General features: G+C 61.1%; 19 protein-coding genes and 4 pseudogenes. 11 read left to right on the plus strand and 12 right to left on the minus strand.

Annotated elements, in window-relative coordinates; all coding sequences use genetic code 11:
- The 3 genes and pseudogenes from JCM25146_RS22525 to JCM25146_RS12630 all read left to right on the plus strand — a co-directional run.
- Nucleotides 1-384: pseudogene (locus JCM25146_RS22525) on the plus strand (N-acetylglucosamine kinase); the annotation flags it as partial.
- Nucleotides 381-710, plus strand: coding sequence for a hypothetical protein (locus JCM25146_RS24070; RefSeq protein WP_025828404.1), 330 nt, complete (start codon nt 381-383; stop codon nt 708-710). The pseudogene JCM25146_RS22525 and the gene JCM25146_RS24070, both read left to right, overlap by 4 nt.
- 44 nt (nt 711-754) lie before the next feature.
- Nucleotides 755-2647: a beta-N-acetylhexosaminidase gene (locus tag JCM25146_RS12630; RefSeq protein ID WP_025828406.1), complete on the plus strand. Its 1893-nt coding sequence runs from the start codon at nt 755-757 to the stop codon at nt 2645-2647.
- Between the two features lie 54 nt (nt 2648-2701).
- Here the strand turns inward: JCM25146_RS12630 and JCM25146_RS12635 are convergent, their stop codons facing one another.
- Together JCM25146_RS12635 and JCM25146_RS12645 are read right to left on the minus strand one after the other, a co-directional pair.
- Entirely contained in the window at nt 2702-4399 is a 1698-nt protein-coding gene (locus JCM25146_RS12635; protein ID WP_025828408.1) for a Na+/H+ antiporter, read from the minus strand.
- 112 nt (nt 4400-4511) lie between these two features.
- The gene (locus JCM25146_RS12645) at nt 4512-5063 is read right to left on the minus strand and encodes a DUF4142 domain-containing protein (protein WP_035372631.1); all 552 of its coding nucleotides are present in this window, start codon (nt 5061-5063) and stop codon (nt 4512-4514) included.
- A 493-nt stretch (nt 5064-5556) separates the two neighbouring features.
- Between JCM25146_RS12645 and JCM25146_RS12650 the strand changes: the two genes are divergently transcribed.
- Nucleotides 5557-6054 carry a hypothetical protein gene (locus JCM25146_RS12650; protein ID WP_025828412.1) on the plus strand — a complete coding sequence of 166 codons (498 nt, stop codon included), beginning with the start codon at nt 5557-5559 and terminating at the stop codon, nt 6052-6054.
- 24 nt (nt 6055-6078) lie between these two features.
- Here the strand turns inward: JCM25146_RS12650 and JCM25146_RS12655 are convergent, their stop codons facing one another.
- Nucleotides 6079-6990, minus strand: a complete 912-nt coding sequence (locus JCM25146_RS12655; protein ID WP_025828414.1) for a LysR family transcriptional regulator — start codon at nt 6988-6990, stop codon at nt 6079-6081.
- 166 nt (nt 6991-7156) lie between these two features.
- Here JCM25146_RS12655 and JCM25146_RS12660 point away from each other — a divergent pair, with 166 nt between their 5' ends.
- Entirely contained in the window at nt 7157-7930 is a 774-nt protein-coding gene (locus JCM25146_RS12660) for an SDR family oxidoreductase (protein WP_025828416.1), read from the plus strand.
- A 238-nt stretch (nt 7931-8168) separates the two neighbouring features.
- The gene (locus JCM25146_RS12665) at nt 8169-10466 is read left to right on the plus strand and encodes a TonB-dependent receptor (protein WP_025828418.1); all 2298 of its coding nucleotides are present in this window, start codon (nt 8169-8171) and stop codon (nt 10464-10466) included.
- Nucleotides 10467-10508: 42 nt separating this feature from the next.
- On the opposite strand, the gene JCM25146_RS12670 is transcribed toward JCM25146_RS12665, so the two are convergent.
- Both JCM25146_RS12670 and JCM25146_RS12675 read right to left on the minus strand, forming a co-directional pair.
- Complete coding sequence (locus JCM25146_RS12670) at nt 10509-11651, minus strand: MFS transporter (RefSeq protein ID WP_025828420.1); 1143 nt, start codon at nt 11649-11651, stop codon at nt 10509-10511.
- A 198-nt stretch (nt 11652-11849) separates the two neighbouring features.
- The gene (locus JCM25146_RS12675) at nt 11850-12389 is read right to left on the minus strand and encodes a DUF1269 domain-containing protein (protein ID WP_025828423.1); all 540 of its coding nucleotides are present in this window, start codon (nt 12387-12389) and stop codon (nt 11850-11852) included.
- 202 nt (nt 12390-12591) lie between these two features.
- Here JCM25146_RS12675 and JCM25146_RS12680 point away from each other — a divergent pair, with 202 nt between their 5' ends.
- Nucleotides 12592-12990: a hypothetical protein gene (locus JCM25146_RS12680; RefSeq protein ID WP_025828425.1), complete on the plus strand. Its 399-nt coding sequence runs from the start codon at nt 12592-12594 to the stop codon at nt 12988-12990.
- Nucleotides 12991-13070: 80 nt separating this feature from the next.
- Here JCM25146_RS12680 and JCM25146_RS12685 read toward each other — a convergent pair whose 3' ends face one another.
- From JCM25146_RS12685 to JCM25146_RS22990, 4 genes are all read right to left on the minus strand, one after another.
- The gene (locus tag JCM25146_RS12685; RefSeq protein WP_025828427.1) at nt 13071-13667 is read right to left on the minus strand and encodes a histidine phosphatase family protein; all 597 of its coding nucleotides are present in this window, start codon (nt 13665-13667) and stop codon (nt 13071-13073) included.
- A 7-nt stretch (nt 13668-13674) separates the two neighbouring features.
- The gene (locus tag JCM25146_RS12690; RefSeq protein ID WP_025828429.1) at nt 13675-14607 is read right to left on the minus strand and encodes a ribose-phosphate pyrophosphokinase; all 933 of its coding nucleotides are present in this window, start codon (nt 14605-14607) and stop codon (nt 13675-13677) included.
- 195 nt (nt 14608-14802) lie between these two features.
- Nucleotides 14803-14931, minus strand: a complete 129-nt coding sequence (locus JCM25146_RS24635) for a hypothetical protein (protein ID WP_277909606.1) — start codon at nt 14929-14931, stop codon at nt 14803-14805.
- 234 nt (nt 14932-15165) lie between these two features.
- Nucleotides 15166-15357, minus strand: coding sequence for a hypothetical protein (locus tag JCM25146_RS22990; RefSeq protein WP_199897751.1), 192 nt, complete (start codon nt 15355-15357; stop codon nt 15166-15168).
- Here JCM25146_RS22990 and JCM25146_RS19335 point away from each other — a divergent pair.
- From JCM25146_RS19335 to JCM25146_RS25170, 4 genes and pseudogenes are all read left to right on the plus strand, one after another.
- Nucleotides 15278-16740, plus strand: a pseudogene (locus JCM25146_RS19335) (MATE family efflux transporter). The gene JCM25146_RS22990 and the pseudogene JCM25146_RS19335 overlap by 80 nt on opposite strands.
- A gap of 22 nt (nt 16741-16762) precedes the next feature.
- Nucleotides 16763-16972 (plus strand): hypothetical protein, encoded by a 210-nt coding sequence (locus JCM25146_RS12700; RefSeq protein ID WP_025828431.1) that lies wholly within the window; start codon nt 16763-16765, stop codon nt 16970-16972.
- Between the two features lie 9 nt (nt 16973-16981).
- Nucleotides 16982-17560 (plus strand): YqaA family protein, encoded by a 579-nt coding sequence (locus tag JCM25146_RS12705; RefSeq protein WP_025828432.1) that lies wholly within the window; start codon nt 16982-16984, stop codon nt 17558-17560.
- A gap of 167 nt (nt 17561-17727) precedes the next feature.
- Nucleotides 17728-18733 (plus strand): annotated as a pseudogene (locus tag JCM25146_RS25170) (SDR family oxidoreductase).
- A 73-nt stretch (nt 18734-18806) separates the two neighbouring features.
- Here the strand turns inward: JCM25146_RS25170 and JCM25146_RS12715 are convergent.
- From JCM25146_RS12715 to JCM25146_RS19345, 3 genes and pseudogenes are all read right to left on the minus strand, one after another.
- The gene (locus JCM25146_RS12715; protein ID WP_025828433.1) at nt 18807-19868 is read right to left on the minus strand and encodes a Hint domain-containing protein; all 1062 of its coding nucleotides are present in this window, start codon (nt 19866-19868) and stop codon (nt 18807-18809) included.
- A gap of 26 nt (nt 19869-19894) precedes the next feature.
- Complete coding sequence (locus JCM25146_RS12720; RefSeq protein WP_025828435.1) at nt 19895-20680, minus strand: hypothetical protein; 786 nt, start codon at nt 20678-20680, stop codon at nt 19895-19897.
- A gap of 119 nt (nt 20681-20799) precedes the next feature.
- Nucleotides 20800-21271: pseudogene (locus tag JCM25146_RS19345) on the minus strand (hypothetical protein); the annotation flags it as partial.

Consider the following 21271-nt stretch of genomic DNA (forward strand, 5'->3'; position numbering starts at 1 on the left):
CCCCACCCCCGCTCCGCCGTGGGCAATGTGACCCCCACGGTGCTTGCGCTGGCCCACGCACAGGACCCCCACGCCATGGCCCTGCTCCAAGCGGCAGGTACGCACCTTGCGGCACTGGCACGCACGGCCTGCAAGGCTCTGGCCACCGGGCAGATTGCCCCGGACATGCCGTGGAGCTACGGTGGCAGTGTTCTGCACAGCCTGTTCATACGGGATCACGTTGCTACCCTGCTGGGGCAACCGGCAGTTAGCCCCGCCCTGCCGCCACTGGGTGGTGCGGCCCTGCGTGCGGCCCATCTGGCTGGCTGGGAAGTAGATGCCGCATGGGTGAACAGGCTGCGCCAGACACTCTCCCCCCAAAGCCTGCAAAACGCGCTATCATGACCCCTATGTTCACAAAATTTCTGCCTGTCAGAACCCTGCTCCTGTGCAGCCTTGCCCTGACCTGCGCCATACCCGGTGCAGCTGTTGCCCAGACTGCGCCAGACCTCCTGCACACAGCCGACCAGTCCCCCGCCTTTGTGCGCGATCAGGTGCGCGCTCCGCTGGTTATGCCCGCCCCGGCCGTGCTGCAAACAACAGGCGCCGCCTTTGCCATGCCCCAGAGCCTGACCCTGCGCTGGAGCAGCCCGCCAACCCCACTGCTGCTACGCGCAGTGGAGCGCCTGAGTACGCGCTTGGCATTCTTGCAGACCGCACGATCCCTGTAACAGACACCCCCGCCACGCAGGGCGGGCTGGAACTGCGCATCCACATGGAAAAAGATGCCGCCTTCCCCGGCCCCGCCATGCGCGAATCCTATGTGCTGGACGTAGCCCCAACCGGCATTACCCTGAACGCGCAGGGGCCGGCGGGCGTGCTGCACGGTCTGACCAGCCTGACCCAGCTTGTAAGGCAGGAACTGGACGGCCCCGTGCTGGCACAGGCACATATTGAGGACACACCGCGCTTTGCATGGCGCGGACTTATGCTGGACACCAGCAGGCACTTTATGCCGCTGCCCGATGTGCTGCGCCAGCTTGACGCCATGGAAATGGTCAAGCTGAACGTGCTGCACCTCCACCTCAGCGATGGTGCGGCCTTTAGGGTGGAGAGCAAAAAATTCCCCCGCCTGCACACCATTGGTGGCCATAATGCGTATTACACACAAGAGCAGATCCGCCTGCTGGTGCGCGCGGCAACGGACCGTGGCATACGTGTGGTGCCCGAGTTTGACACACCCGGCCACAGCTACGCCATGCTGCTGGCCTACCCGCGCTACGCCGCCAACCTCCCGCTCAACACCACTGACCGGGCAGAAATCAACCGCGCAGCCCTAGACCCCACAAACCCCGCCACCCTGAACTTTGTAAACGCAGTGTATGCCGAAATGGCGACCCTGTTCCCCGACCCGGTCTTCCATATCGGCGGGGACGAGGTGGTGGCGCGACAATGGGCGCAATCCCCCCATATTGCGGCGTATATGAAGCAGCACAACATAGCCTCGGTCGCGGCCTTGCAGGCAGACTACACCCGGCAGGTCGCCCACGCCCTGCGCCTGCGCGGCAAAACCGTAATGGGCTGGGACGAGGTGCAGGACGCAGACATCCCCTCCGACACCATTATAGAAAGCTGGCGCGGCCCCGCCCACACCGCACAGGCCACGGCGGCAGGCCATGCCACCGTTATTTCCGGCCCCTATTATCTGGACCGCCTGCTCCCCGCGAGTGCTTATTACACCACCGACCCGCTGGACATGCGCAAGGATGCGGCGGAGGAACAGGCGGCGGCACAAACCACTGGCCCCAACCCGCCCGATGCCCCAACCCCCACCACGCCCCCAAGCGCAAACAAGGCAGAGGACGCCCCCACCCCGCCCCTGTCAGACGCGCAAAAGGCCCATCTGCTCGGGGCGGAGACCGCCTTGTGGACCGAGGTTGTCTCCCCCGACATGCTGGATGCCCGCCTGTGGCCGCGTGCGGCGGCGGTGGCCGAACGGTTCTGGTCACCTGCGGCTGTGTGCGATGCCACAACCCTATACCCCCGACTGGCCATTATGGAGGACCGGCTGAACCTGCTGGGCCTGAAGGCGCGCACCAACACCACCCGGATGCTCGAACGCATGGCACCGGGCGAAACAGAAGCCGCCGAAGTGCTGCTTGGTGCCGCCTCCCCCGTACGCAATTACGCGCATAACCATGAGTTTTTGCAGATCAGGCACAAGCAGACCGCTACCGAGCAGGCGCTGGACACACCAGCAGACATAGCCAGCCCCGACAGCTTTGACGCCGAAAGTTTTAATGCCGAAGCCAAAGCCTTTATCAGCGGCCATACCGAGCTCCGCCATGACCTCGAACACAGGCTGAACCTATGGGTTAATAATGACAGTGCATTCACACGCGCTGCCGCCCATAACGCAGCCCTGACCCCGGCCCTGCCGGCCTCTGCCCAACTGGCGGATCTGGCCCGTGCGGGGCTGGCCGCACTGGGGAGTGGGCATACCCTCAACTGGCGCGAGAACGCACGCACGGCCCTACTGGCTGCCAAAAAGGATATTGCAGCCTCGGCCAGTATTCACGTGGTCACCAACACCCCACAACCACCGGGGGATTTAATCCAGCGCATTGTACCGGGTGTGGAGGTACTGCTTGACCAATCCATCCCCTAGCGCAGGCAGACCGCCTACTGGCCTGCCCGCGCGCGGAGTTGATGCAGTGTGCGCCTACACTTCACGCGGGAGGCGGTGGGCCAGCGCCTGAATGACTTCTTCCTCGTAATCAAGTTCTTGCTGGAGCTTCCACTCCGTCTGGTCATTAATCTCCTGCTGGGCGACCAGCTCGCGCATGGTCTGGCGCTCGGCACGCAAGATTTGCAGGCGCAGCGCCAGCTCCATACGGGCATGCCTTATGGCGTTGCGCCGGTCGGCCTGCGTAATGCGCGGTGTTGCGTCCTCCTGCTCCAGACGGCTCTGGTAGAGCTTGGTCAGGCGGTCGATTACCTCCAGACGGGCGACCTCGAGTGCTGCCCTGTCCTCCTCGGTTTCGGGCGGGTTATCTATGGCGGGCACCGTCTGTGCCTTGTGCAGCAGGTCAAGGGCTGCGCGCAGCAGCTTCTGGCGGGCCATGTTCTCTTCCTGCGCACTTTTATCCACCAACTCGGCTGGAATAAACTTCAGGCACAGTGGAATAATCACACTTGCCGCCAGCAGGGAGAGCACAATAACCCCCGCAGCAATGACCACTACAGCCTCCCGCGCAGGGAAAGACATAGTGCCATCCTCCCCCGTAGGCAGCGACAGCACCGCCGCCAGCGTAACCGCACCGCGCACGCCAGCAAATGTCAGCAGGAGGCTGGCAGCAAAGCCCGTGGCCTCAAACGGCATGTGGTTGATCCGCGCCGAAATCCAGCGGCAGGCGATAGACAGCCAGATTCCCGCAAAGCGCATGACCAGCATAATGCCGTAAATTTCCACCACCAGCAGGCCAAGCCGCCACATACCCACATGCTGGGCCAGCACCAGAGAGTGCGCACTTTGCAGCAGATTGGGCAGTTGCAGCCCCAGAAACAGGAAGATAAGCGCATTGAACACATAGCTGACCATGGTCCACACCGTGGTCGATTGCAGGCGTGTGCTGGTGGAGGCATCCTCGATAATGCCTGAGAGCTTGACCACCATACAGCCTGCCACCGCCGCCAGAATACCCGAGCAGCCCACGGCTTCGGCCAGCGCATACATCAGAAACGGTAGTAGCAGGACCAGTATGATCTGGGACTGAGTCTCGTCATACCCTGAGCGGGTGAGCATCTTGTTCAGCTTGGCGGCCACCCATGCAACGGCGCAGCCAATAGCCAGCCCCCCGCAGGCTACCAGCAAAAACGTGCCAAACGCCTGCTGGTAGGAGAACTCGCCCGTGAGCGCATCCGCCATGGCAAAACGGAAGCAGACAAGGCCGGAGGCATCATTAAACAGAGCCTCGCCCGAGAGGAGCTGCAACAGCCGCGAGGGCACACGCCGGCCCTTGATAAGGCTGGAGACCGCCACCGTATCTGTGGGGGACAGGGCCGCCGCCAGCGTAAAGCAGACCGGCAGGCTTAAAACCGGCAAAATCCAGTGAATGGCATAGCCGCACAGCAGGGTGCTGAGCACCACCAGACCAAAGGCCATGAACAGGATTGGCCCGCGCAGCTCCCCAAACTCGCGCAAAGGCATACGAAATGCATCTGCGAACAGAAGGGGTGGCAGAAAAACGAACATGAACAGTTCGGGGTGCAGGCGTACATGCATGCCCGCAAGCCCCGCCCCCACGCCCAGCGCGATAAGAATAACGGGCTGGGGCACCTTCTGGTGGAACCGCAGGGTCAGCAGGCTGCTCACAGCGGTCAGCAACAGGAGCAGCAGAATGAATTCGATTGTCAGCATGATGCATGCCCTTTGCGGGGCTTCGTGTTTTTGTGCAAGCTCTTATCAACCTGCCTCGGCATGAAAAGCCAGCCGCGCACCGGCGCGCCATGCACGGCAGCCAGCGCCACGCCTAGCGCATTGCAGCCTGATAATCGGCCAGTCTGGTCTGCACATCACGCGCAATGGCCACCACCGTGGGGTCTGTGCCGGTCGCAACCTGCCGCGCAAGGGCCGGTTTTATCCGCGCATACGCACTGGCAAAATACCGGATGTAGCGCCTGTCAAACACAGCACCATGCGCGCGTTGCACCCATGCAATCCGCTTTTGCTCCGCCGGGGCGGGCTTGTCTGTCAGGCTCAGGGTGTGGGCTGTGGCAACCTTGGCCAGACGGGCCTGCACGGCGGCCATATCCTTGGCTATGGTTGCGCCAAGCAGTGCAATATCGCTCCGCCCGGCCTGCGTTGTGGCACTTTTGGCCAGAGCAATCTGTGCCAGGTCCATGGTGTTGAGGGTCTGCACAAACTCCGCATCTGCTGCGGTAAACGGTGGGGGTTTGGCAAGCACGGGCAAGGCCGGAGCCCGTGGCTGCTCTGGGGTAACGTACGCACACCCGCCAAGCGCGGACAACACGACCAGAAGAGGAGAAAACACGCGCGCCCTATAGCGGAACACAAACGACATAACCGGCAGTTCTCCCTTGCAAAACCCGGACACGGAGCACGGAATGCACCCAATACTGAAAGTAATGTTTACAACAGACAAACAGGCTTGAGGCACCTGTTATATCCAACAAAAAACAGAGCACCCCATACCGCCACATACCTTATGATGAAAGCATATAAGACGGAAAGCAAGACTGAGCCTAAAGCGCCATTTGCTGCAAAGGCACAGACCCGGCTCAGGGCAAGACCTTATCTATAATGACCGTAATATGATATTTTACTGCCCCGCCCCTATTTTACACTTTAGCTTCCGCCTTGCATCGTGCGGGCAGAACACAGTAAAGTCGTGGCAGGCGTGCGCCGTGCGGGGGCATGCGCCAGTTCTGTCTGTTGGGATCGTCCGTTATATGAGCTTCAGGTTTTTAAATTTACTTGCCGCATCTTCACTGTGCATAGGTTTGAGCGGATGCGGGTATTTTGACTCGCGCGCAGCCCACAAGGCCCAGATCACCATGATCGGCATGACATCTTACGACCTTCAGGCCTGCGCCGGGCTGCCTGCTGCAAGCAAGCAGGTCAACGACACCACACAGATTTTCATCTACACCGGCACGCAGCCGCAGCCGACCTATGCCGGGTCCACGCTTATTCCCATCGGGGATGTCATGACCGCCATCTCCCAGCTTGGCGGGGGTGCTGGCACGACCTGCTCGGCCGTCATCCGCCTTGACCACGACCGGGTGGCGGATGTGCACTACATTGGCAATAATGATGAGCTGATCGGCACGGACGGGATCTGCTCCATTATTACCCGCGGCTGCTCCCGCCAGCCTGAGAGCACAATGAACCGGAACACCGGCAGCCTGCTGTTTGGCCCTGTTTCCGCCTTCCGTCAGCCCAAGGGGCCTAACCAGTCCTCCAGCGCCACCTACTCCCCACAGGCAGACAAGGTGGAACTCAACCCCGACCCCAACTCGACCGACCCGGCCATTATCCCCCGCCTGCCCTAAGCCGCACACCCCGCTGTGGGCAGGTTACTCCTGCGCCAGATGCTCGGCCATAAGCCCCCCAAGCCAGTGTGCAAACGCCTGAAGGCGGGATGAGAGGTGCCGCCTGTGCGGGTACAGGAGTGCAACCGGCATGGCAGGCGCACACCATTGCGGCAGCACCGGGCACAACTGCCCGCTCTGCACAAGGCCGCGTACATCATACGCGGGGACCTGAATAAGCCCCAAACCGGCCAGACAGCAGGCAATCTGTGTTTCCGAGCTGTTGACCGTCACCGGGCCGGGCAGGTCCAGCGTATGGAGCTGGCCTGCCTCCTCCCACTCCCATGCCTCCACCCGCCCGTTGGCGGGGGACATGTAACGCACCGCCACATGCCCATCCCGCACAAGGTCGGCCGGGGTATGCGGGGTGCCGTGGCGGGCAAGGTAGGCGGGGCTGGCCACGTTGAGCAGCGTCATCCACCCCATACGCCGCGCAACCAGCCCCGAATCATGCAGGCTGCCCACACGCAGCACACAGTCCAGCCCCTCCTCCACCAGATTGACCGGCCTGTCCGTAACCCCGAGTTCCAGCCGGATACCCGGATGAGCCGCCACAAAATCCGGCAATGCGGGGGCGACAATCAACCGCCCAATGCGCGCGGGCAGGCTAACGCGCAGCACACCCTGCACATGGCCACGCTCGCGGCGGAACAGGTCTTCCGCCTCGTCCATATCCGCCACCAGACGGACACAGTGCTCATAAAACGCATGCCCATCCGGTGTAGGGGTGACCGAGCGGGTGGTGCGGACCAGAAGCCTTGCCCCCACCCGTGCCTCCAGCGCCTGCACGGCGGTGGACACGGTGGAACGCGGCTGGCCCAGCGTTTCTGCCGCACGGGTAAAACTGCCCGTCTCCACCACCCGCGCAAATATACGGCACTGCTCTATGCGGTCCATTCCCTGCGCTCCATCGGCTTGGCCTGCCCCTCTGCGTTCGGCTGGATTGTTCGTAAAAGCTGACAGGTCTTATCATATCTGGGTGCTTTATTTGCATTTTTCTGCCCCTTACTGTGGCAGACAGAAAAACGGGCACAGGCCTGTTTGCACCAGCAAGGCCACACACATGACCAAGCACAGCATTACCGGCAAAACTGTTCTAATCGCAGGGGGAGCCAAAAACCTTGGCGGGCTGATCGCACGCGATCTGGCGCAGCATGGTGCCAAAACACTTGTCATCCACTACCACAGCGCCGAGAGCGAAGCGGCGGCACGCGCCACCGTGCAGGCCGTGCAGCAGGCAGGTGCACAGGCCTTTGCCTTGCAGGCCGATCTAACGCAACCCGGAGCCGTAGCCACAGTGTTTGACAAAACCCTGCAGGCCACCGGGGGACTGGACATCGCCATCAACACCGTTGGCAAGGTGCTTAAAAAACCCATAGCCGACACTACAGATGATGAATACGATGCCATGTTCGCCATCAACACCAAAGTGGCGTTCCAGTTTATCCGCGAGGCAGGCAAACACCTAAACAACAATGGCAAGCTGCTCAGCATTGTGACCTCCCTGCTCGGGGCCTACACCCCGTTCTATAGCACCTATGCCGGTGCCAAGGCGGCTGTGGAGCACTTTACCCGTGCGGCCTCCAAGGAGTTGGGGGGGCGGGGTATTTCGGTCAACGCCATTGGTCCCGGCCCTATGGATACGCCGTTCTTTTATGGGCAGGAGGAGCCCCAAGCCGTGGCCTACCACAAGAGTGCTGCTGCACTTTCCCCCTTCAGCCACACAGGCCTGACCGAAGTGGAGGACATTGTCCCCCATGTGCGCTTTATGGTGTCTGACGGCTGGTGGATGACGGGGCAGACCATATTGGTCAACGGGGGTTACACAACAAAATAGTCCTGTTTTACAGAGCGTTTTTACAGACACCTCCCCCATGCCCGCCGCGTGGGGGAGGTGTTTTTGTGTAAGGGGATACCGCATTACGCCCCCATCTGGGGCAGATGTGCCATGCGTTGCACAAATGCCACAGCACTTTTGTCTCATGGCCTGCACGCTCAGAATTTTATTGTTATGTTATATTATAACTAATAGCTATGCGGCCTCGGTTCATTCCAACTCAGGCAGCACCTCTCCCATGACCTACCGACCATCTGGCCTTCTCCTTTGCTCCTCCTTTTTGAGCAGCCTGCTGGTAACGGGCCATACGGCAGCAGCACAGACAAACACCAGCACCACGCAGCAGGTTACGGCCACCAGCACCAGCACCAGCACCAGCACCAGCACCAGCACCAAGGCCAGCACAAAAAGCCCCGTGCGCAAGGGGAGTGAGAGCGTGCAGCTCATCCCCCGCAACACCGAGCATGATGCGGAGCAGGTTATTGTCACCGCGCATCTGGACCGCGCCCGCTCCGAGCTTTCGCCCACCACGGGGGCCAGTGTGTACCGCTTCAGCCGTCAGGCGCTGGAGAACATTCCCGGTGGGGATAATGCCCCGCTCAATCAGGTTCTTTTGCAAGCCCCTGGTGTGGCGCAGGACAGTTATGGGCAGATCCATGTCCGTGGGGACCATAATGAGGTGCAGTTCCGCCTTGATGGCGTGCAATTACCAGAAGGGCTGAACGTGTTCGGGCAGGCACTGATGACCCGCTTTGCCGACAACATGTCCCTGACCACGGGGGCGCTGCCTAGCCAGTTCGGGTTCCTGCAAGCTGCGGTGGTGGATATTACCACCAAGAACGGCACCACCAATCCGGGCGGCAATCTGTCCTTTTACGGTGGGGCGCGGGATTACTTTTTCCCTTCCCTGCAATACGGTTTTCATAAAGGGAAGTGGGACTTCTTTGCCACGGCAGACTTTGTGCATGACCGGGTGGGGATAGAAAACACCACAGGCTCATTCAACGCCCCGCATGACCTGAGCAACCAGTACCACTTTCTGGGCCACGCCCGTTACACCGTGGATGAGGACACACGCATCAGCCTGATTGCGGGCATTTCCAACGCGGAATACCAACTGCCCAACAATCCGGGGCAGGACTGGAACACCAACTACACTCCCCCCGCAGGCACCACCGCCAACAGTGCCAGCCTGAACGAACACCAAAAGCAGATCACGGATTTTGCCGTTCTGGCTCTGCAAAAGGAGATTGGTGCGTTCAGCCTACAGGATTCCGTTTTTACCCGTTACAGCTCCCTGCGCTATTCCCCGGATATGGCAGGCGACCTGCTCTACCTTGGCAATGCGCAGCAGGCAGCACGCTCCGTTTTTTCCACCGGCACGCAGCATGACGTAACATGGCGCGCAGCACCGCAACATACCGTACGTTTTGGCTTTCAGATGTTTGTGGAACGCAATGTTTCCAAAACAGCATCCACTGTTTTTTCCAACCAGATTGGGACGGATAGTGATGACAACCCCATATACGATTCACAAACGGCCACAAAGTATGATGGTAGCGGCAAAACCGGCATGGTTTACGGCCTGTACGCACAGGACGAATGGCAACCCCTGCGCAACCTGACCATAAACTACGGTCTGCGCTTTGATGGTGTGAGCGAATACACATCCGAACATCAGGTCAGCCCACGTGTGAATGTGGTCTGGAAACCATGGCACGGTGGCACGCTGCATGCTGGCTATTCGCGCTACTTTACGCCCCCACCGTTCGAGGTTGTCAGCGGGAGCTCCCTGTACAACCTGAACAACACCAGTGGTCAGTCCAACAGCACCGTTAACAGCAAAGTACGTGCTGAGCGCGACCATTATTTTGATGCAGGATTTGACCAGACCATTCTGCCCGGCTGGCATATCTCGTTCGATGCCTATTACAAACTGGCCAAGAACCTGATTGACGAAGGCCAGTTTGGCGCGCCCATTATTCTGAGCGGCTTTAACTACCGCCATGGGCAGGTCAATGGGTATGAGGTCAGCACATCCTATGACCGTGGACCACTCTCCCTTTACGGTAATTTTGCGTGGTCACGCGCAATTGGCAAGCAAATCACCAGTGCCCAGTTCAACTTTGACGCCAATGAGCTGGCCTACATCAGCAACCATTGGGTCCATCTGGACCACGACCAGCGCTGGAGTGCATCTGCGGGGGCGGCTTACACGTTCTTCCGCAAAACACGCGCGCCGCTGCGCCTGTCCGCCACCATGGTGTATGGCAGCGGCCTGCGCGCGGATGATGATGTAAACGGCATTCCCAACGGGCTTGCGTTAACGCCTTACGCCACGGTTAATTTTTCCGCCGTCCAGACCATCCACAACACCTTTGGCTCGGCATGGCCGGGAGATACGCAGCTCCGGCTGGATGTGATGAATCTGGGCGACCACACCTACATGCTACGCGATGGCTCGGGCATTGGCGTTGGTGCACCACAGTATGGCCTGCGCCGGACCATTCTGTGCGGGATTTCACAAGGGTTTTAACAGAATACCTTACGGGCTGGCGGGCGTTTGCGCCCTGCCAGCCTACCGGGTCTGCCGAGCAGGCCGTGCAACAAATCGTCCGGCCCACAGCACTCCCAGCGCCAGCATGGCAAGACCCGCACTCCACGCCAGAACCGCGTAGGCGCCGGATGCCCCCAGAACAACACCCCCACACAACGCCCCGGCCCCAATACCCGCATTAAAGCCGGTTACGCTAAAGGAGCAGGCGGCCTCGCGCTCATGGGGGGCCAGTTCCATGGCGTAGTTCTGGGGCGCAAGGTTTAAAAGCGCGCTCACAATCCCCCACACCACCATATCCACCCAGACAAGGCCGGGCAGCCACCCGGCTGCCGCCATAACCGCATGGCTGGCCACAAGGGCTGCTGTTGCAACGCCAATCAGGCGGCCAGCCGAGCAGGGCAGACGCCCACCCACCCAGTTACCGCCAATACCGACCACACCATACACCAGTAACAGAACGGGAATAAGCTGCCCCGGACTGTGCGCAATGCCCTGCAAAAGCGGAATAATATAAGTATAGGCTGTAAAATGCGCGGTAATGACCAGCATTGTCAGCACGGCAATATAGACCAGAACCGGCTGGCGGAGCAGATGCCGGATGTCCATGTGCCTGCGCTGTGCAGGCATGGGGGGCAACAGCACCAGTGCAGCAGCAAACACCCCCAGCGCACCTGCCCCGCAGACGGCAAAAGCCACACGCCAGCCCAGCCAGTGCCCAATGGCGGACACAAGGGGAATACCCCCGGCAAAGCCCACGGCAACCCCGGTAAAGGCCCACCCTGTTGCACGGGCCACGGGTATGTCCGGGGCCAGCCGCACCGCAACACCGGCAATAACCGACCAGAACACGCCATGCCCCAGAGCCAGCATAATACGCAGCACCGCCATGACCGCGTAATTGGTCACAAATGCGCAGGCCACGTCCACGCTGCCTGCCAGCAGCAGCAGAGCCGCCACAAGGGTCCGCCGGTCCACACCGGATGTCAGTAATGTCAGGGGAATCGCACTGAGCGCCACCAGCCACGCATAACCCGTCACCAGCAGGCCTACCTGCGCAGGAGAGACATGCAGGCCCTGAGCAATATCAGTCAGCAGACCAATCGGCATGACTTCGGTCACAAGCCATATGAATGCCCCGACCGAGAGCATGACAAGACGTACCATGAATGTGTGACCTGAATATAAAAAGGAAAAGGCCCCAAGCCCCTACTCTATCAGCCCCATGCGCACAATAACGCGCCACACCAGCCCATGCCCCGCTCGGGCCTATGCAGCCCCAAACGCCCAGACCCGTGCACAAAAAAAGGCTGGCGTGCCTGTGCCCGCCAGCCCCTTATGCCATTTATGTCGGCTGTAACAGATTTACGCGACCGGCTGGGCAGGGGTGGACGTATCACCCAGTGCAGCCTTGAGCCGTGCCTCTGCCTCGGGGGAGAGGGAGGTCTGCAAAATACGGGCATGGCCCTTGAACTGTTGCAGGTCGGCCAGAACCTTATCTGGCTGGGACTTGCGCACCAGCACAAACAGGGCGGACGTATTGGGGGGAATGGTGTCGCTCAGTTTGGTAATAAACCCGTCATCTATCCCGTAATCGGACATCTTGCCCGCCAGAGCGCCCGCACCGGCCCCCACAGCACTGCCAATGACAAAACCAGCCAGCGGGTTAAGGCACAAAAGCCCCACAAGCGCGCCCCAAAGCCCGCCAGAGAACAGCCCCCATGACGCCCCGGCTTTTTCCAGGTTGATGCTCTGGTGCAGGTGCGCCTTACCATTGGCATCACGCGTGACAACAACGGCGTCTTCCATGTCCAGCAGGTATTCCTTCTGGAGTGCGCGGCATTCCGTCAGCACCTTTGCAGCGTCATCAATATGGTCAAAGCCCAGAACGATCAGATCAGACATGGTATTTCCTTACCTGTTGCGCCCTGCCCCACACAGGGGCCTGCGCGTGTACCGCCCATAATGTAGGGGGGCGCACATACCTTTGCCAGAGTGCTCCGCACAGGGCTGCCAGATGTTTTTTTATTTAATATGGCACATGGCAACCCTACAGGCCCATGGACCGTTGCAGATGTATCTCCTTTTCCAAAAACAGGGGGCTACCATGACATTCCTTAACTCAGTCACCAACGCCATTACCCATGTGGGGGATTTTATTACCGGAGCCACCTCCGACAAGTCCGGCCTTATGACCGCACTGAACGAGGTGCTCGGCCCCATCCCCCGGCCCGACCGGCCCAGCAAGCTGGAAAAGCGCGCACAAGCCATGGGCATGATCGGTACCATCCGCCGCTGGCAGAGTGCGCCGCACAGCCCACCGGCAACAGAGGAGGAAGTGCGCGGATTCTTTTTACAGGAAGAACTGGACTGGTTTTCCGAACAGACAGGCCTGTCCGATCTGGCGACCATGAAGATGATCCGCAAAATGCTGCCGCAGTGCGTGCGGCTCCGCGCGATCCATGATCCATCCCTGTTCCCACAGCCGCCGACCAATCGGGAATGAGGGGGCAAAGAGCGCCACACGGTGTGGCAGACGCACAACCAAGCCACACCGTGCCAGCGGCACGGATGTAAAGAGCTGGTTCAGGCGAGTTCGGTCAGGTTCCAGCCAGCCTGCGCGTCATGCACCGCACTGAGCGGTATGGCGTTGGGCAGGCGCACATTGGCAGGCAGTGCCATAACCGCGCGCAAGGCCCGGAACAGCGCACCATGTGCGACCACAAGGGGTAAGCCTTCGTCCGCTGTGGCCCGGTTGAGGGCGCGCGTGGCGCGGCTTTTGAGCACGGCAAACGGCTCGGCACCCGGTGGGGTGTACTGGCCTGCTATCCAGTCATCATACCATTCGGCAATCGGCTGGCCTTCCTGCTCGCCAAAGCAGACTTCGGCCAAGTCCTCATCCACGCTCAGGGGCAGAATGGGCAGGCCGTAAGCCACCAGTTCGTCACGCACAATGGTGGCGGTCCGGTGGGCGCGCTCAAGCGGGGAGCAGACAATACGGCTGATAACCCCCTGCCCCGCCCCACGCAGGGCCTGCTCGATCAGCCTGCCAGCTTCTACCGCCTGTTCAATTCCGGTCTCGTTCAGGGGCACATCCGTACGGCCCTGGGACAGGCCAGCCCTGTTCCAGTCCGTCTGACCATGCCGCAGATACCAGTATGGGCGGGGGAGAAGCTGGGTCATGGCGTGCTCAGTCAAACAAAGACGAGACGGAGCTTTCGTCCGCCACAGCACGCATGGCGCGCGCCAGCAGACCGGAGATGGAGATCTGCCGGATATTGCTTGCTGCCATGACCGGGGCCGTGGCCTGAATGCTGTCTGTTAATGTCAGCATTTCAATCGGGGACTCGGCAATACGCGGTACAGCCTGCCCGGTCAGCACACCGTGGGTCACATACGCACCAACCGAGGCCGCACCCTGATTGGCAATGGCACGCGCCGCGTTGCACAGCGAGCCGCCACTATCCACAATATCGTCCACCAGCAGGCAGTGGCGACCACTCACATCCCCGATCACGTTCATGACCTCGGACACGCCAGCGCGTTCACGCCGTTTGTCAATAATCGCCAGATCGGTGTTCAGCCGCTGGGCAAGCTGGCGGGCACGCACAACACCGCCCACGTCGGGGGAGACAATCATCAGGTCCCTGTCCCCGTACTGGGCGCGGATGTCGCGCACAAACAGGGGGGCTGCGTACAGATTGTCCACCGGAATATCAAAGAAGCCCTGAATCTGCATGGCGTGCAGGTCCAGTGTCAGCACTCGGCTGGCTCCGGCTTCCACCAGCAGGTTGGCAACCAGCTTGGCGCTGATGGGGGTCCGTGGCCCGGACTTGCGGTCCTGACGGGCGTAGCCAAAATATGGAATAACCGCAGTAATGCGCTTGGCTGACCCGCGACGCAGGGCGTCCAGCATGATCAGCAGTTCCATCAGGTTGTCATTCGTGGGCGTGCAGGTGCTCTGGATGACAAACACATCCTCGCCACGCACGTTTTCATGAATTTCAACAAACACTTCCATGTCCGCAAAGCGGCGCACGGTTACGTTACACAGGGGCAGGTTCAGCTCTGCGGCAACGGCCTGGGCCAGTGGCAGGTTGCTGTTACAGGCGACAATTTTCATGACAAGGACGGTTCCCGGCCTCAACTGTTACACGAATGGGGAGGAAGACTGCAGCGAGGGGGGTTTAGCAACCGCGCGCCGCATTGTCATCCATCCTTGCGCCTGTCTGGTGCGTCTGGTGGGCAGGCGTGTCCTAAAAGCCGCGCATGGGTTGCGGGTGCACCATCCTTAACTTGCGCAAATCCGCCCTTTTCCCTACATGGGAGCGTTAGGGCCAAACGTAGAGTCACCCTCTACCCCCTTGCTGGCACGGTCGTTGTCCGTAGCCTGCGGGGCTGCCTCTCCCCCGCCATTTGGCGCAAAACCGCACGGGTGTGGCAACATGCTCTGCTCCATGCACCATCTGCCACGCCTATACTCCCCCACCACGGAGCCTCCCTGCATGCGCGCTCAAGCGCATGCGCACAGCGCATTGCTACACAAATAGAAATGCATATCTCAATCTTTGGTCGCCCCCCTCTCCAGCAGAGTAGCACCATACCCAACGCACCACTGCACCGGGCCTACCTGCACCGGACAAGCGGTGGCGTACACCAAAAATCAGCCTTGCCATGCGGTTTAATCCACCCACAGGTTATTCGCAGCGCCGCGAGGACGTGACATACTACCCTGCTCTACACTTTTTTCGTCCCTACCGCTGCGCGCACGGACAAACCCCAATGGAGCCCGCATGACCCGGCCACCCCCGCCCGGCAGCCGCCATAAAGCCTGTTTTACAACAGGCAGCATCATGCGGCATGTGCTGGTCATGGCCGGAACAGGGGCCATAGGCTTATGGCCGTGTTTGCGGTTGATATGCTCAACATGGTGTATATCAGCCACCTCAACAACACCGCCATGACCGCCGCCATTGGCTTTGCCAGCGCGGTAATCGGGCTACAGATCGCCATTTCCATCGGCCTGACCATTGGCATAAGTGCCGCCACCGCGCGCGAGATCGGGGCCGGGCGGCATGAGGAGGCACGCTGCCTTGCCGCCTCCTCCATGCTGGTGATGACCGGGGTAACCGGGGTGCTGGGCCTTGCCACAGCCGCAGGCGCCACCCCCATACTCAGCCTGTTTGGCGCACAGGGACAAACGCTGAGCGAGGCTGTAGCCTACCTGCGCATTCTCAGCATTGCGCTGCCCCTCATCTGCATTGGCATGGGTTGCTCGGCCCTTATGCGCGTGGTGGGGGACGCCAAAGGCTCCATGCACATTACCCTTATGGGCGCAGTGGTTGCCGCCGTGCTGGACCCGCTGTTTATTTTTGGCCTGCATGAAGGGCTGATGGGGGCTGCCATAAGTGCCACCCTGTCACGCTGCGTGGTGGCGGGTGCCGGGCTGCGCGGTGCACTCCGCCACAGCATGCTGGCCCGCCCCTGCCTGCGCCGCATTATCCCCGATACGCGCCGTGTGGCGGGCATATCGCTCCCCGCCATACTGACCAACCTGGCCACACCTGCGGGGGGCGTGTACGTCACCCGCGCCATGTCCGGCTTTGGGCTGGAGGCGGTGGCGGGGCAGGCCTCCATCGAGCGGATGGTGCCTGTACTGTTCTCGCTCGTGTTCGCACTGACCGGCTCGGTTGGCCCGATCATGGGGCAGAACGTGGGGGCAGGCCGCCCCGACCGTGTGCGCGAGACACTGACAGCAGCACTCAAGCTGGTTGTGCTCAGTGTAGGGCTGACGTGGATTTTGCTCTACTTTGCGCAGGACCTGATTATTGCCATGTATAATGCACAGGGCAACGCCGCCGCCCTTTTGCACCTGTTCTGCACATGGACTATTGGCAGCTACCTGTTTGTTGGCATGCTGTTTGTGGCCAATGCCGCGTTCAACAACCTTGGTTTTCCGCTGTATTCCACCGCATTCAACTGGGGGCGGGCCACATTGGGCACCATCCCGTTCGTGCTGCTGGGCGAACACTATGGCCCGCAGGGTGTGCAGCTTGGCCAAGCCATGGGGGCTGTGCTGTTTGGTACATTTGCGGTCTTGACTGCGTTCCGCGTCACGCGAAAACTCTCTTTTGGTCCCGCGTCGCACCCTCCGATGCCCGACCCGCGCAGCACGCCGGTTTCCGACGTGCCAACCACCAGTGCAGAAGCCGCCATGGCGGAGCTGGACGAGGTGGAAAGTGCCTCCGACCTTTAGCCGAGGGAACAGGAATACGCACATGTCCAAACTGAGCACAGCCGAACGCAACGCCCTGCCAGACAGCGCCTTTGCACTGCCCGGCCGCCGCTACCCCATACCAGACGCCACCCATGCACGTGACGCCCTTGCCCGCGCGAGTGAAATGTTGCATCGGGGCAACCTGACACAGGCCGAATACGACCTGATCCACCGCAAGGCCGAAGACGTGCTGCGCCAAGAACGACTGTAACGGACCTGAATGCTCGATAAACTCTACGCCCGCGTTCTACGGCATGCCGCCAGCCCCCACGCGCCCTTATGGCTGGCGGCACTTGCCTTTGCAGAGGCCAGCTTCTTCCCCCTCCCACCCGAAACACTGCTTGTTCCCATGGTGCTGGCCCACAAGGACAGGGCATGGCGCTACGCGGCCATCTGCACCGTGGCCAGTGTGGCAGGCGGCCTGCTGGGCTGGCTGATTGGTGCAATGCTGCTGGATACGGTGGCAAAACCCATTGTACATTTTTACCATGCCGAACACACACTGGCCGCCTTGCAGGACAAGTTCCGCCAGTGGGGGGTATGGATCATCCTGTTCAAGGGGCTGACCCCCATCCCCTACAAATTTGTGACCATTGCCAGTGGCATGGCCCATTTTGCCATCCTCCCCTTCCTCTGCGCGAGCTTTGTCACACGCGGGCTGCGCTTTGTGCTGGTGGCGGGCCTGCTGCGCCGCTTTGGCGCAACCGTGCAGGACTTTCTGGAGCACCGGCTGCCTTTGGTGACAGGCGTGTTTGCGGTGCTCCTGCTCGGTGGCTTTCTGGCACTGCGCTACCTGTAACGGCCATATGGGGCAGGCAGGGCCATAACACAGCATACCGGCGCACACAGGGCAGGTACCGCACAGCCCCGCCTTGCGCGCCACCCCCTGCTCACGCAGGTAGGGGCAGGCTTAGTTTTTACCACGCACTCACACCACCAGACATCCACGCGGGAGGCACAACAGGCATGGCAACTCAGATTGCGGTCATTACGGGAGCAGGTTCGGGCATTGGCCGGGCAGCAGCGCGGGCACTGGGGCGCGCAGGGTTTGACGTAGCCCTGCTCGGGCGGGATGAGGAACGCCTGAACGCCACTGCGCACAATCTGGCCCAGCACGCCATACGCACTTTTGTGCTCAGTGTGGACGTAACCGACGCACAGGCCATGCAGGATGCTGCCCAGCAGATAGAAAACACACTTGGCCCCATTTCCGTCTGGGCCAACTGCGCGGGGGCAACAGTTGTAGGGCAGGTTGCCGCCTTGAACGCGCAGGACATCGCACGCGCAACACAGGTCACCTACCTTGGCAGCGTTAACGGCACACTGGCGGCACTCAACGTCATGCGCCGCAGGGGACAGGGCGCAATCATCAACCTCGATCTGGCCCCCACTGCGGGACCTGCCCCTACAGGCAGCCGAAAACGGCTCGCGCGCGGCGCTGCGCGGTTTCTGCAACAGCCTGCGTACCGAACTGCGGCATGATGCAGACCATATTCGCATTGTTATGGTGGACCTGCCCGCCATCAACACCCCGCACTATAGCTGGACACGCAACCTGACCGGCAAGCGGCTTAAACCCTTTGGCCCGGTGTATGAGCCAGAGGTCGCGGCCGAGGCCATCTGCCGCGCAGCCTTTACCACCAGCCGCTCGATCTCCATTGGCTGGGCCAATAGCTTTGCCGCCCTGTGGCGCCTTGCAGGCCCCGGCTGCCGCGAAGCACGGCTGGCAAGCCACGGCTACAAGGCCCAGATGAGCCATAACTGGGCGGAAGGCCCCCAGCCGGATGCGCTCTACACCGCCGTACCCGGCGCCTATGGAGCGGAAGGCCCGTTTGAGGCCAAGGCCCGCAGACTGAACAGCCCGCTGACGGTTTTTGTCTCCTCCGGCCTGCGGGCCAGCCTGTTTGGCGCACTGGCCGCCATGGGGGTGAGTGCAGCACTCAACCACATCCGCCGTTGCCGCAGGACCTGAGCCTGCATCAGCAAAGAGCGCGCACCCGGCTGGCAGTTCTCCCCCCTAAGCCAAGAGGGAGGCCCCATACCGCTCAGGCGTGTAGCCTCTGGGCGACAGCCTCCACGGTTGGGGCCACGGCAAATGGCCCCGCCGCACGGACCTGAATGGTCAACAACCCCATCTGCCCTTCCCGCATCCCGCAGAGCGGCAGTTCCGCATGGCCCGATGTCCAACGGCTCAGGCCATCAGCCTCCACCGCATGCCAACCTGACCACCCGGCCCCTTCTGGCCGCAGGTGGCGGGTCTGCGCCACATGGCGGCCACCGCTGAACAGGATAATCCCCCCAACGGCCACCCCCAGCGTGCGCCGGTCATCCATATAAGGGCCAAGTACCGCAGAAGGCTGACTGGTACGGGAGGCGAGAAACACTTTTTCCACCCCGACGGGGAGCATATAAATGCACCTGTCTCCATCGCGCCGCAGCAGGCGGATGCGTTGCCCCTTATCCGTAATCAGCAACAGGTTGGGGTCCATCACCAGTTCTGGTGCGCAGGCCACGGGCCTGCTCCCCGGTATGCTGGCCCCGCGCAGACGCAACTGGTCAAAAATGGTGGCAAGCTGTGCACGATCCCGCAGTGGCTGGGGCAGAACTTCCTTTTCCCGCGCATAAGAGCAGGTCTGGCCCAGACGCACCGCAGCGCCCTCGCGCATGTGCCCATGCCCCGCACCCCGCGCCAGATAAAACTCGGTAGGCACGCCATCCGCTACAAGAACAGCATGGGTTTGAGTCTGCATGAGTGTATAATGATATGACGTAATACTGTGGTCATAAAAAATACTGCACCCATTGACCAACATACGCACGGCTATGAACTGCCCATTATACTGCACACTATGGTGGGGGGTCAGCAGCAGGTCACGCTCTGGCGTGTTTGGCCCCAGCGCATGCTTTAAAATACGGATGGGGTAGCCTGCCTCCTCCTCCTCCAGATCAGGGCGCACCTGCACATGCCCCCGCCCGACCCACATCAGACGTTGCGTAGCTGTACCGTCTCTGCCCCACACATCCACCAGGCTGCCCGTGTGGAGCGTATCCTGCGCCGTAATGGCGCTGGCAGTGTGGATGTGTGTTCCCTCGATTACACAGGCCATGGTCCGGGTCTGTGCCGGGTCGGTGGCTATGCGCAGCGGTTCGTGGCATCCGCCACGTGGTAGTCCCCCGCCTCCAGCACAGCACCTCTGGCCAGTTCCACCGTAAAGCGCCCCACTTCCTGCTGGTTATGGCCATACAGGACAATGCTCCGGCTCTGCCTGTCCGCGCTGACATGGTACGCCACAATAGGCTGGCTGCTCTGGTGGACCTCGATCATGGCGTGGGCGGGGTTGTAATCCACAAAGCGCGTGCCAGACAGGTCAAAGGGAGCGTGACCCGCATTGAGCACCAATGTGCCACCCCCCTGCCCAAAGCGCACTGTGACACCGCACAACACATCGGGCTGGGCCGTACCGCAGGTGAACAGCCCCCCATAGGCAAGGCCGAGTTCCATACCGTCCAGCGTGGCACCCGGCTCCATGGGAGCAAACATGGCGCAGCCCCCCACCACCTGCACCAGCAGGCCAGCGGGCGCGCCCAGCGCCACCCGCAGCAGGGCATTACCACCAATATAGAACGCTCCCCCCAAGGGGGCATGCCCCGTGGCAGGGCCTATGTCAAAAGTTGCGTAAATGCCGGGGGGAACAATATACGTTCCCCCCGCAGGTGCGGCACAGGTAACCGCCTGCGGTCCAAGCAGCACATTGCCATTGGTTGGACCGCCAAAAATGGCCGGGTGAATCACCCCGGTATAGAGCGGCACTCCATCGGGGCCGGTCATGGTCACGCTATACCCGTCGCGCACTCCATAAAAACCCTGATGGTCGGTAATCGCGCAGGTAACACCGTGCGTGTTGACATAATTCGCCATGGCCCGCCCTTCCCTTCAAAACACCCGTGAAGGTTAAGGCTTAATGAGCGAATTATAAAAAATGGTTAATGTTTTTTCGCACCTTATGCGCGTTGACGATAAATTAACCCAAAAACAGTCTAGACCAGCCCGCCACCCCAGACCCACCATGCGGAATGGGCGTCTTCCAGCCGGTCTGCCGCCTGCCGCGCGGCCTGTGGTGTGGCAAACAGGCCAAAACAGGTCGCGCCTGAGCCGCTCATCCGCGCCATAAGGCAGCCTTCTTGCCCGCCAATATCGGCCAGCACATGGGCAACCGGGGGGCAAACCTCACAAGCAGCCTGTTCCAGACTGTTCCCCTGCTGTTCAATAAACGCCATGACGTCTGCAAGGTTCGCCCAGCTCTCCGGCATGGTGGCGCGCGGTGCAAAAGCACCTGCCCTGCGACGGAACACCTCTGGCGTGGAAACCGCCTGCCCGCAGTTGACCAGCACCATCCCACATTCGGCAGATGGGGAGCGGGGGTCAGTTCCTCCCCGATTCCCTCCATCCGCATGGTCTGGCTCAGCAGGCAGACCGGCACATCCGCACCCAGCGTCTGGGCCAGCGCCA

The sequence above is a fragment of the Acetobacter okinawensis JCM 25146 genome (genome assembly GCF_000613865.1).
Classification (GTDB): domain Bacteria; phylum Pseudomonadota; class Alphaproteobacteria; order Acetobacterales; family Acetobacteraceae; genus Acetobacter; species Acetobacter okinawensis.

Excerpts from the sequence above, each read along its gene's own strand:
- JCM25146_RS12715 (WP_025828433.1), bottom strand. The coding sequence starts at position 19,868 with ATGGCCTGTGTAATCGAGGGAACACACATCCACACTGCCAGCGCCATT.
- JCM25146_RS12680 (WP_025828425.1), top strand. The coding sequence starts at position 12,592 with ATGACATTCCTTAACTCAGTCACCAACGCCATTACCCATGTGGGGGAT.
- JCM25146_RS12670 (WP_025828420.1), bottom strand. The coding sequence starts at position 11,651 with ATGGTACGTCTTGTCATGCTCTCGGTCGGGGCATTCATATGGCTTGTG.
- JCM25146_RS12665 (WP_025828418.1), top strand. The coding sequence starts at position 8,169 with ATGACCTACCGACCATCTGGCCTTCTCCTTTGCTCCTCCTTTTTGAGC.
- JCM25146_RS24635 (WP_277909606.1), bottom strand. The coding sequence starts at position 14,931 with ATGTTGCCACACCCGTGCGGTTTTGCGCCAAATGGCGGGGGAGAGGCA.
- JCM25146_RS12675 (WP_025828423.1), bottom strand. The coding sequence starts at position 12,389 with ATGTCTGATCTGATCGTTCTGGGCTTTGACCATATTGATGACGCTGCA.
- JCM25146_RS24070 (WP_025828404.1), top strand. The coding sequence starts at position 381 with ATGACCCCTATGTTCACAAAATTTCTGCCTGTCAGAACCCTGCTCCTG.
- JCM25146_RS12690 (WP_025828429.1), bottom strand. The coding sequence starts at position 14,607 with ATGAAAATTGTCGCCTGTAACAGCAACCTGCCACTGGCCCAGGCCGTT.
- JCM25146_RS12650 (WP_025828412.1), top strand. The coding sequence starts at position 5,557 with ATGATCGGCATGACATCTTACGACCTTCAGGCCTGCGCCGGGCTGCCT.
- JCM25146_RS12720 (WP_025828435.1), bottom strand. The coding sequence starts at position 20,680 with ATGGCGAATTATGTCAACACGCACGGTGTTACCTGCGCGATTACCGAC.
- JCM25146_RS12630 (WP_025828406.1), top strand. The coding sequence starts at position 755 with ATGGAAAAAGATGCCGCCTTCCCCGGCCCCGCCATGCGCGAATCCTAT.
- JCM25146_RS12660 (WP_025828416.1), top strand. The coding sequence starts at position 7,157 with ATGACCAAGCACAGCATTACCGGCAAAACTGTTCTAATCGCAGGGGGA.
- JCM25146_RS12655 (WP_025828414.1), bottom strand. The coding sequence starts at position 6,990 with ATGGACCGCATAGAGCAGTGCCGTATATTTGCGCGGGTGGTGGAGACG.
- JCM25146_RS12700 (WP_025828431.1), top strand. The coding sequence starts at position 16,763 with ATGTCCAAACTGAGCACAGCCGAACGCAACGCCCTGCCAGACAGCGCC.
- JCM25146_RS12635 (WP_025828408.1), bottom strand. The coding sequence starts at position 4,399 with ATGCTGACAATCGAATTCATTCTGCTGCTCCTGTTGCTGACCGCTGTG.
- JCM25146_RS12705 (WP_025828432.1), top strand. The coding sequence starts at position 16,982 with ATGCTCGATAAACTCTACGCCCGCGTTCTACGGCATGCCGCCAGCCCC.
- JCM25146_RS12645 (WP_035372631.1), bottom strand. The coding sequence starts at position 5,063 with ATGTCGTTTGTGTTCCGCTATAGGGCGCGCGTGTTTTCTCCTCTTCTG.
- JCM25146_RS22990 (WP_199897751.1), bottom strand. The coding sequence starts at position 15,357 with ATGACCAGCACATGCCGCATGATGCTGCCTGTTGTAAAACAGGCTTTA.
- JCM25146_RS12685 (WP_025828427.1), bottom strand. The coding sequence starts at position 13,667 with ATGACCCAGCTTCTCCCCCGCCCATACTGGTATCTGCGGCATGGTCAG.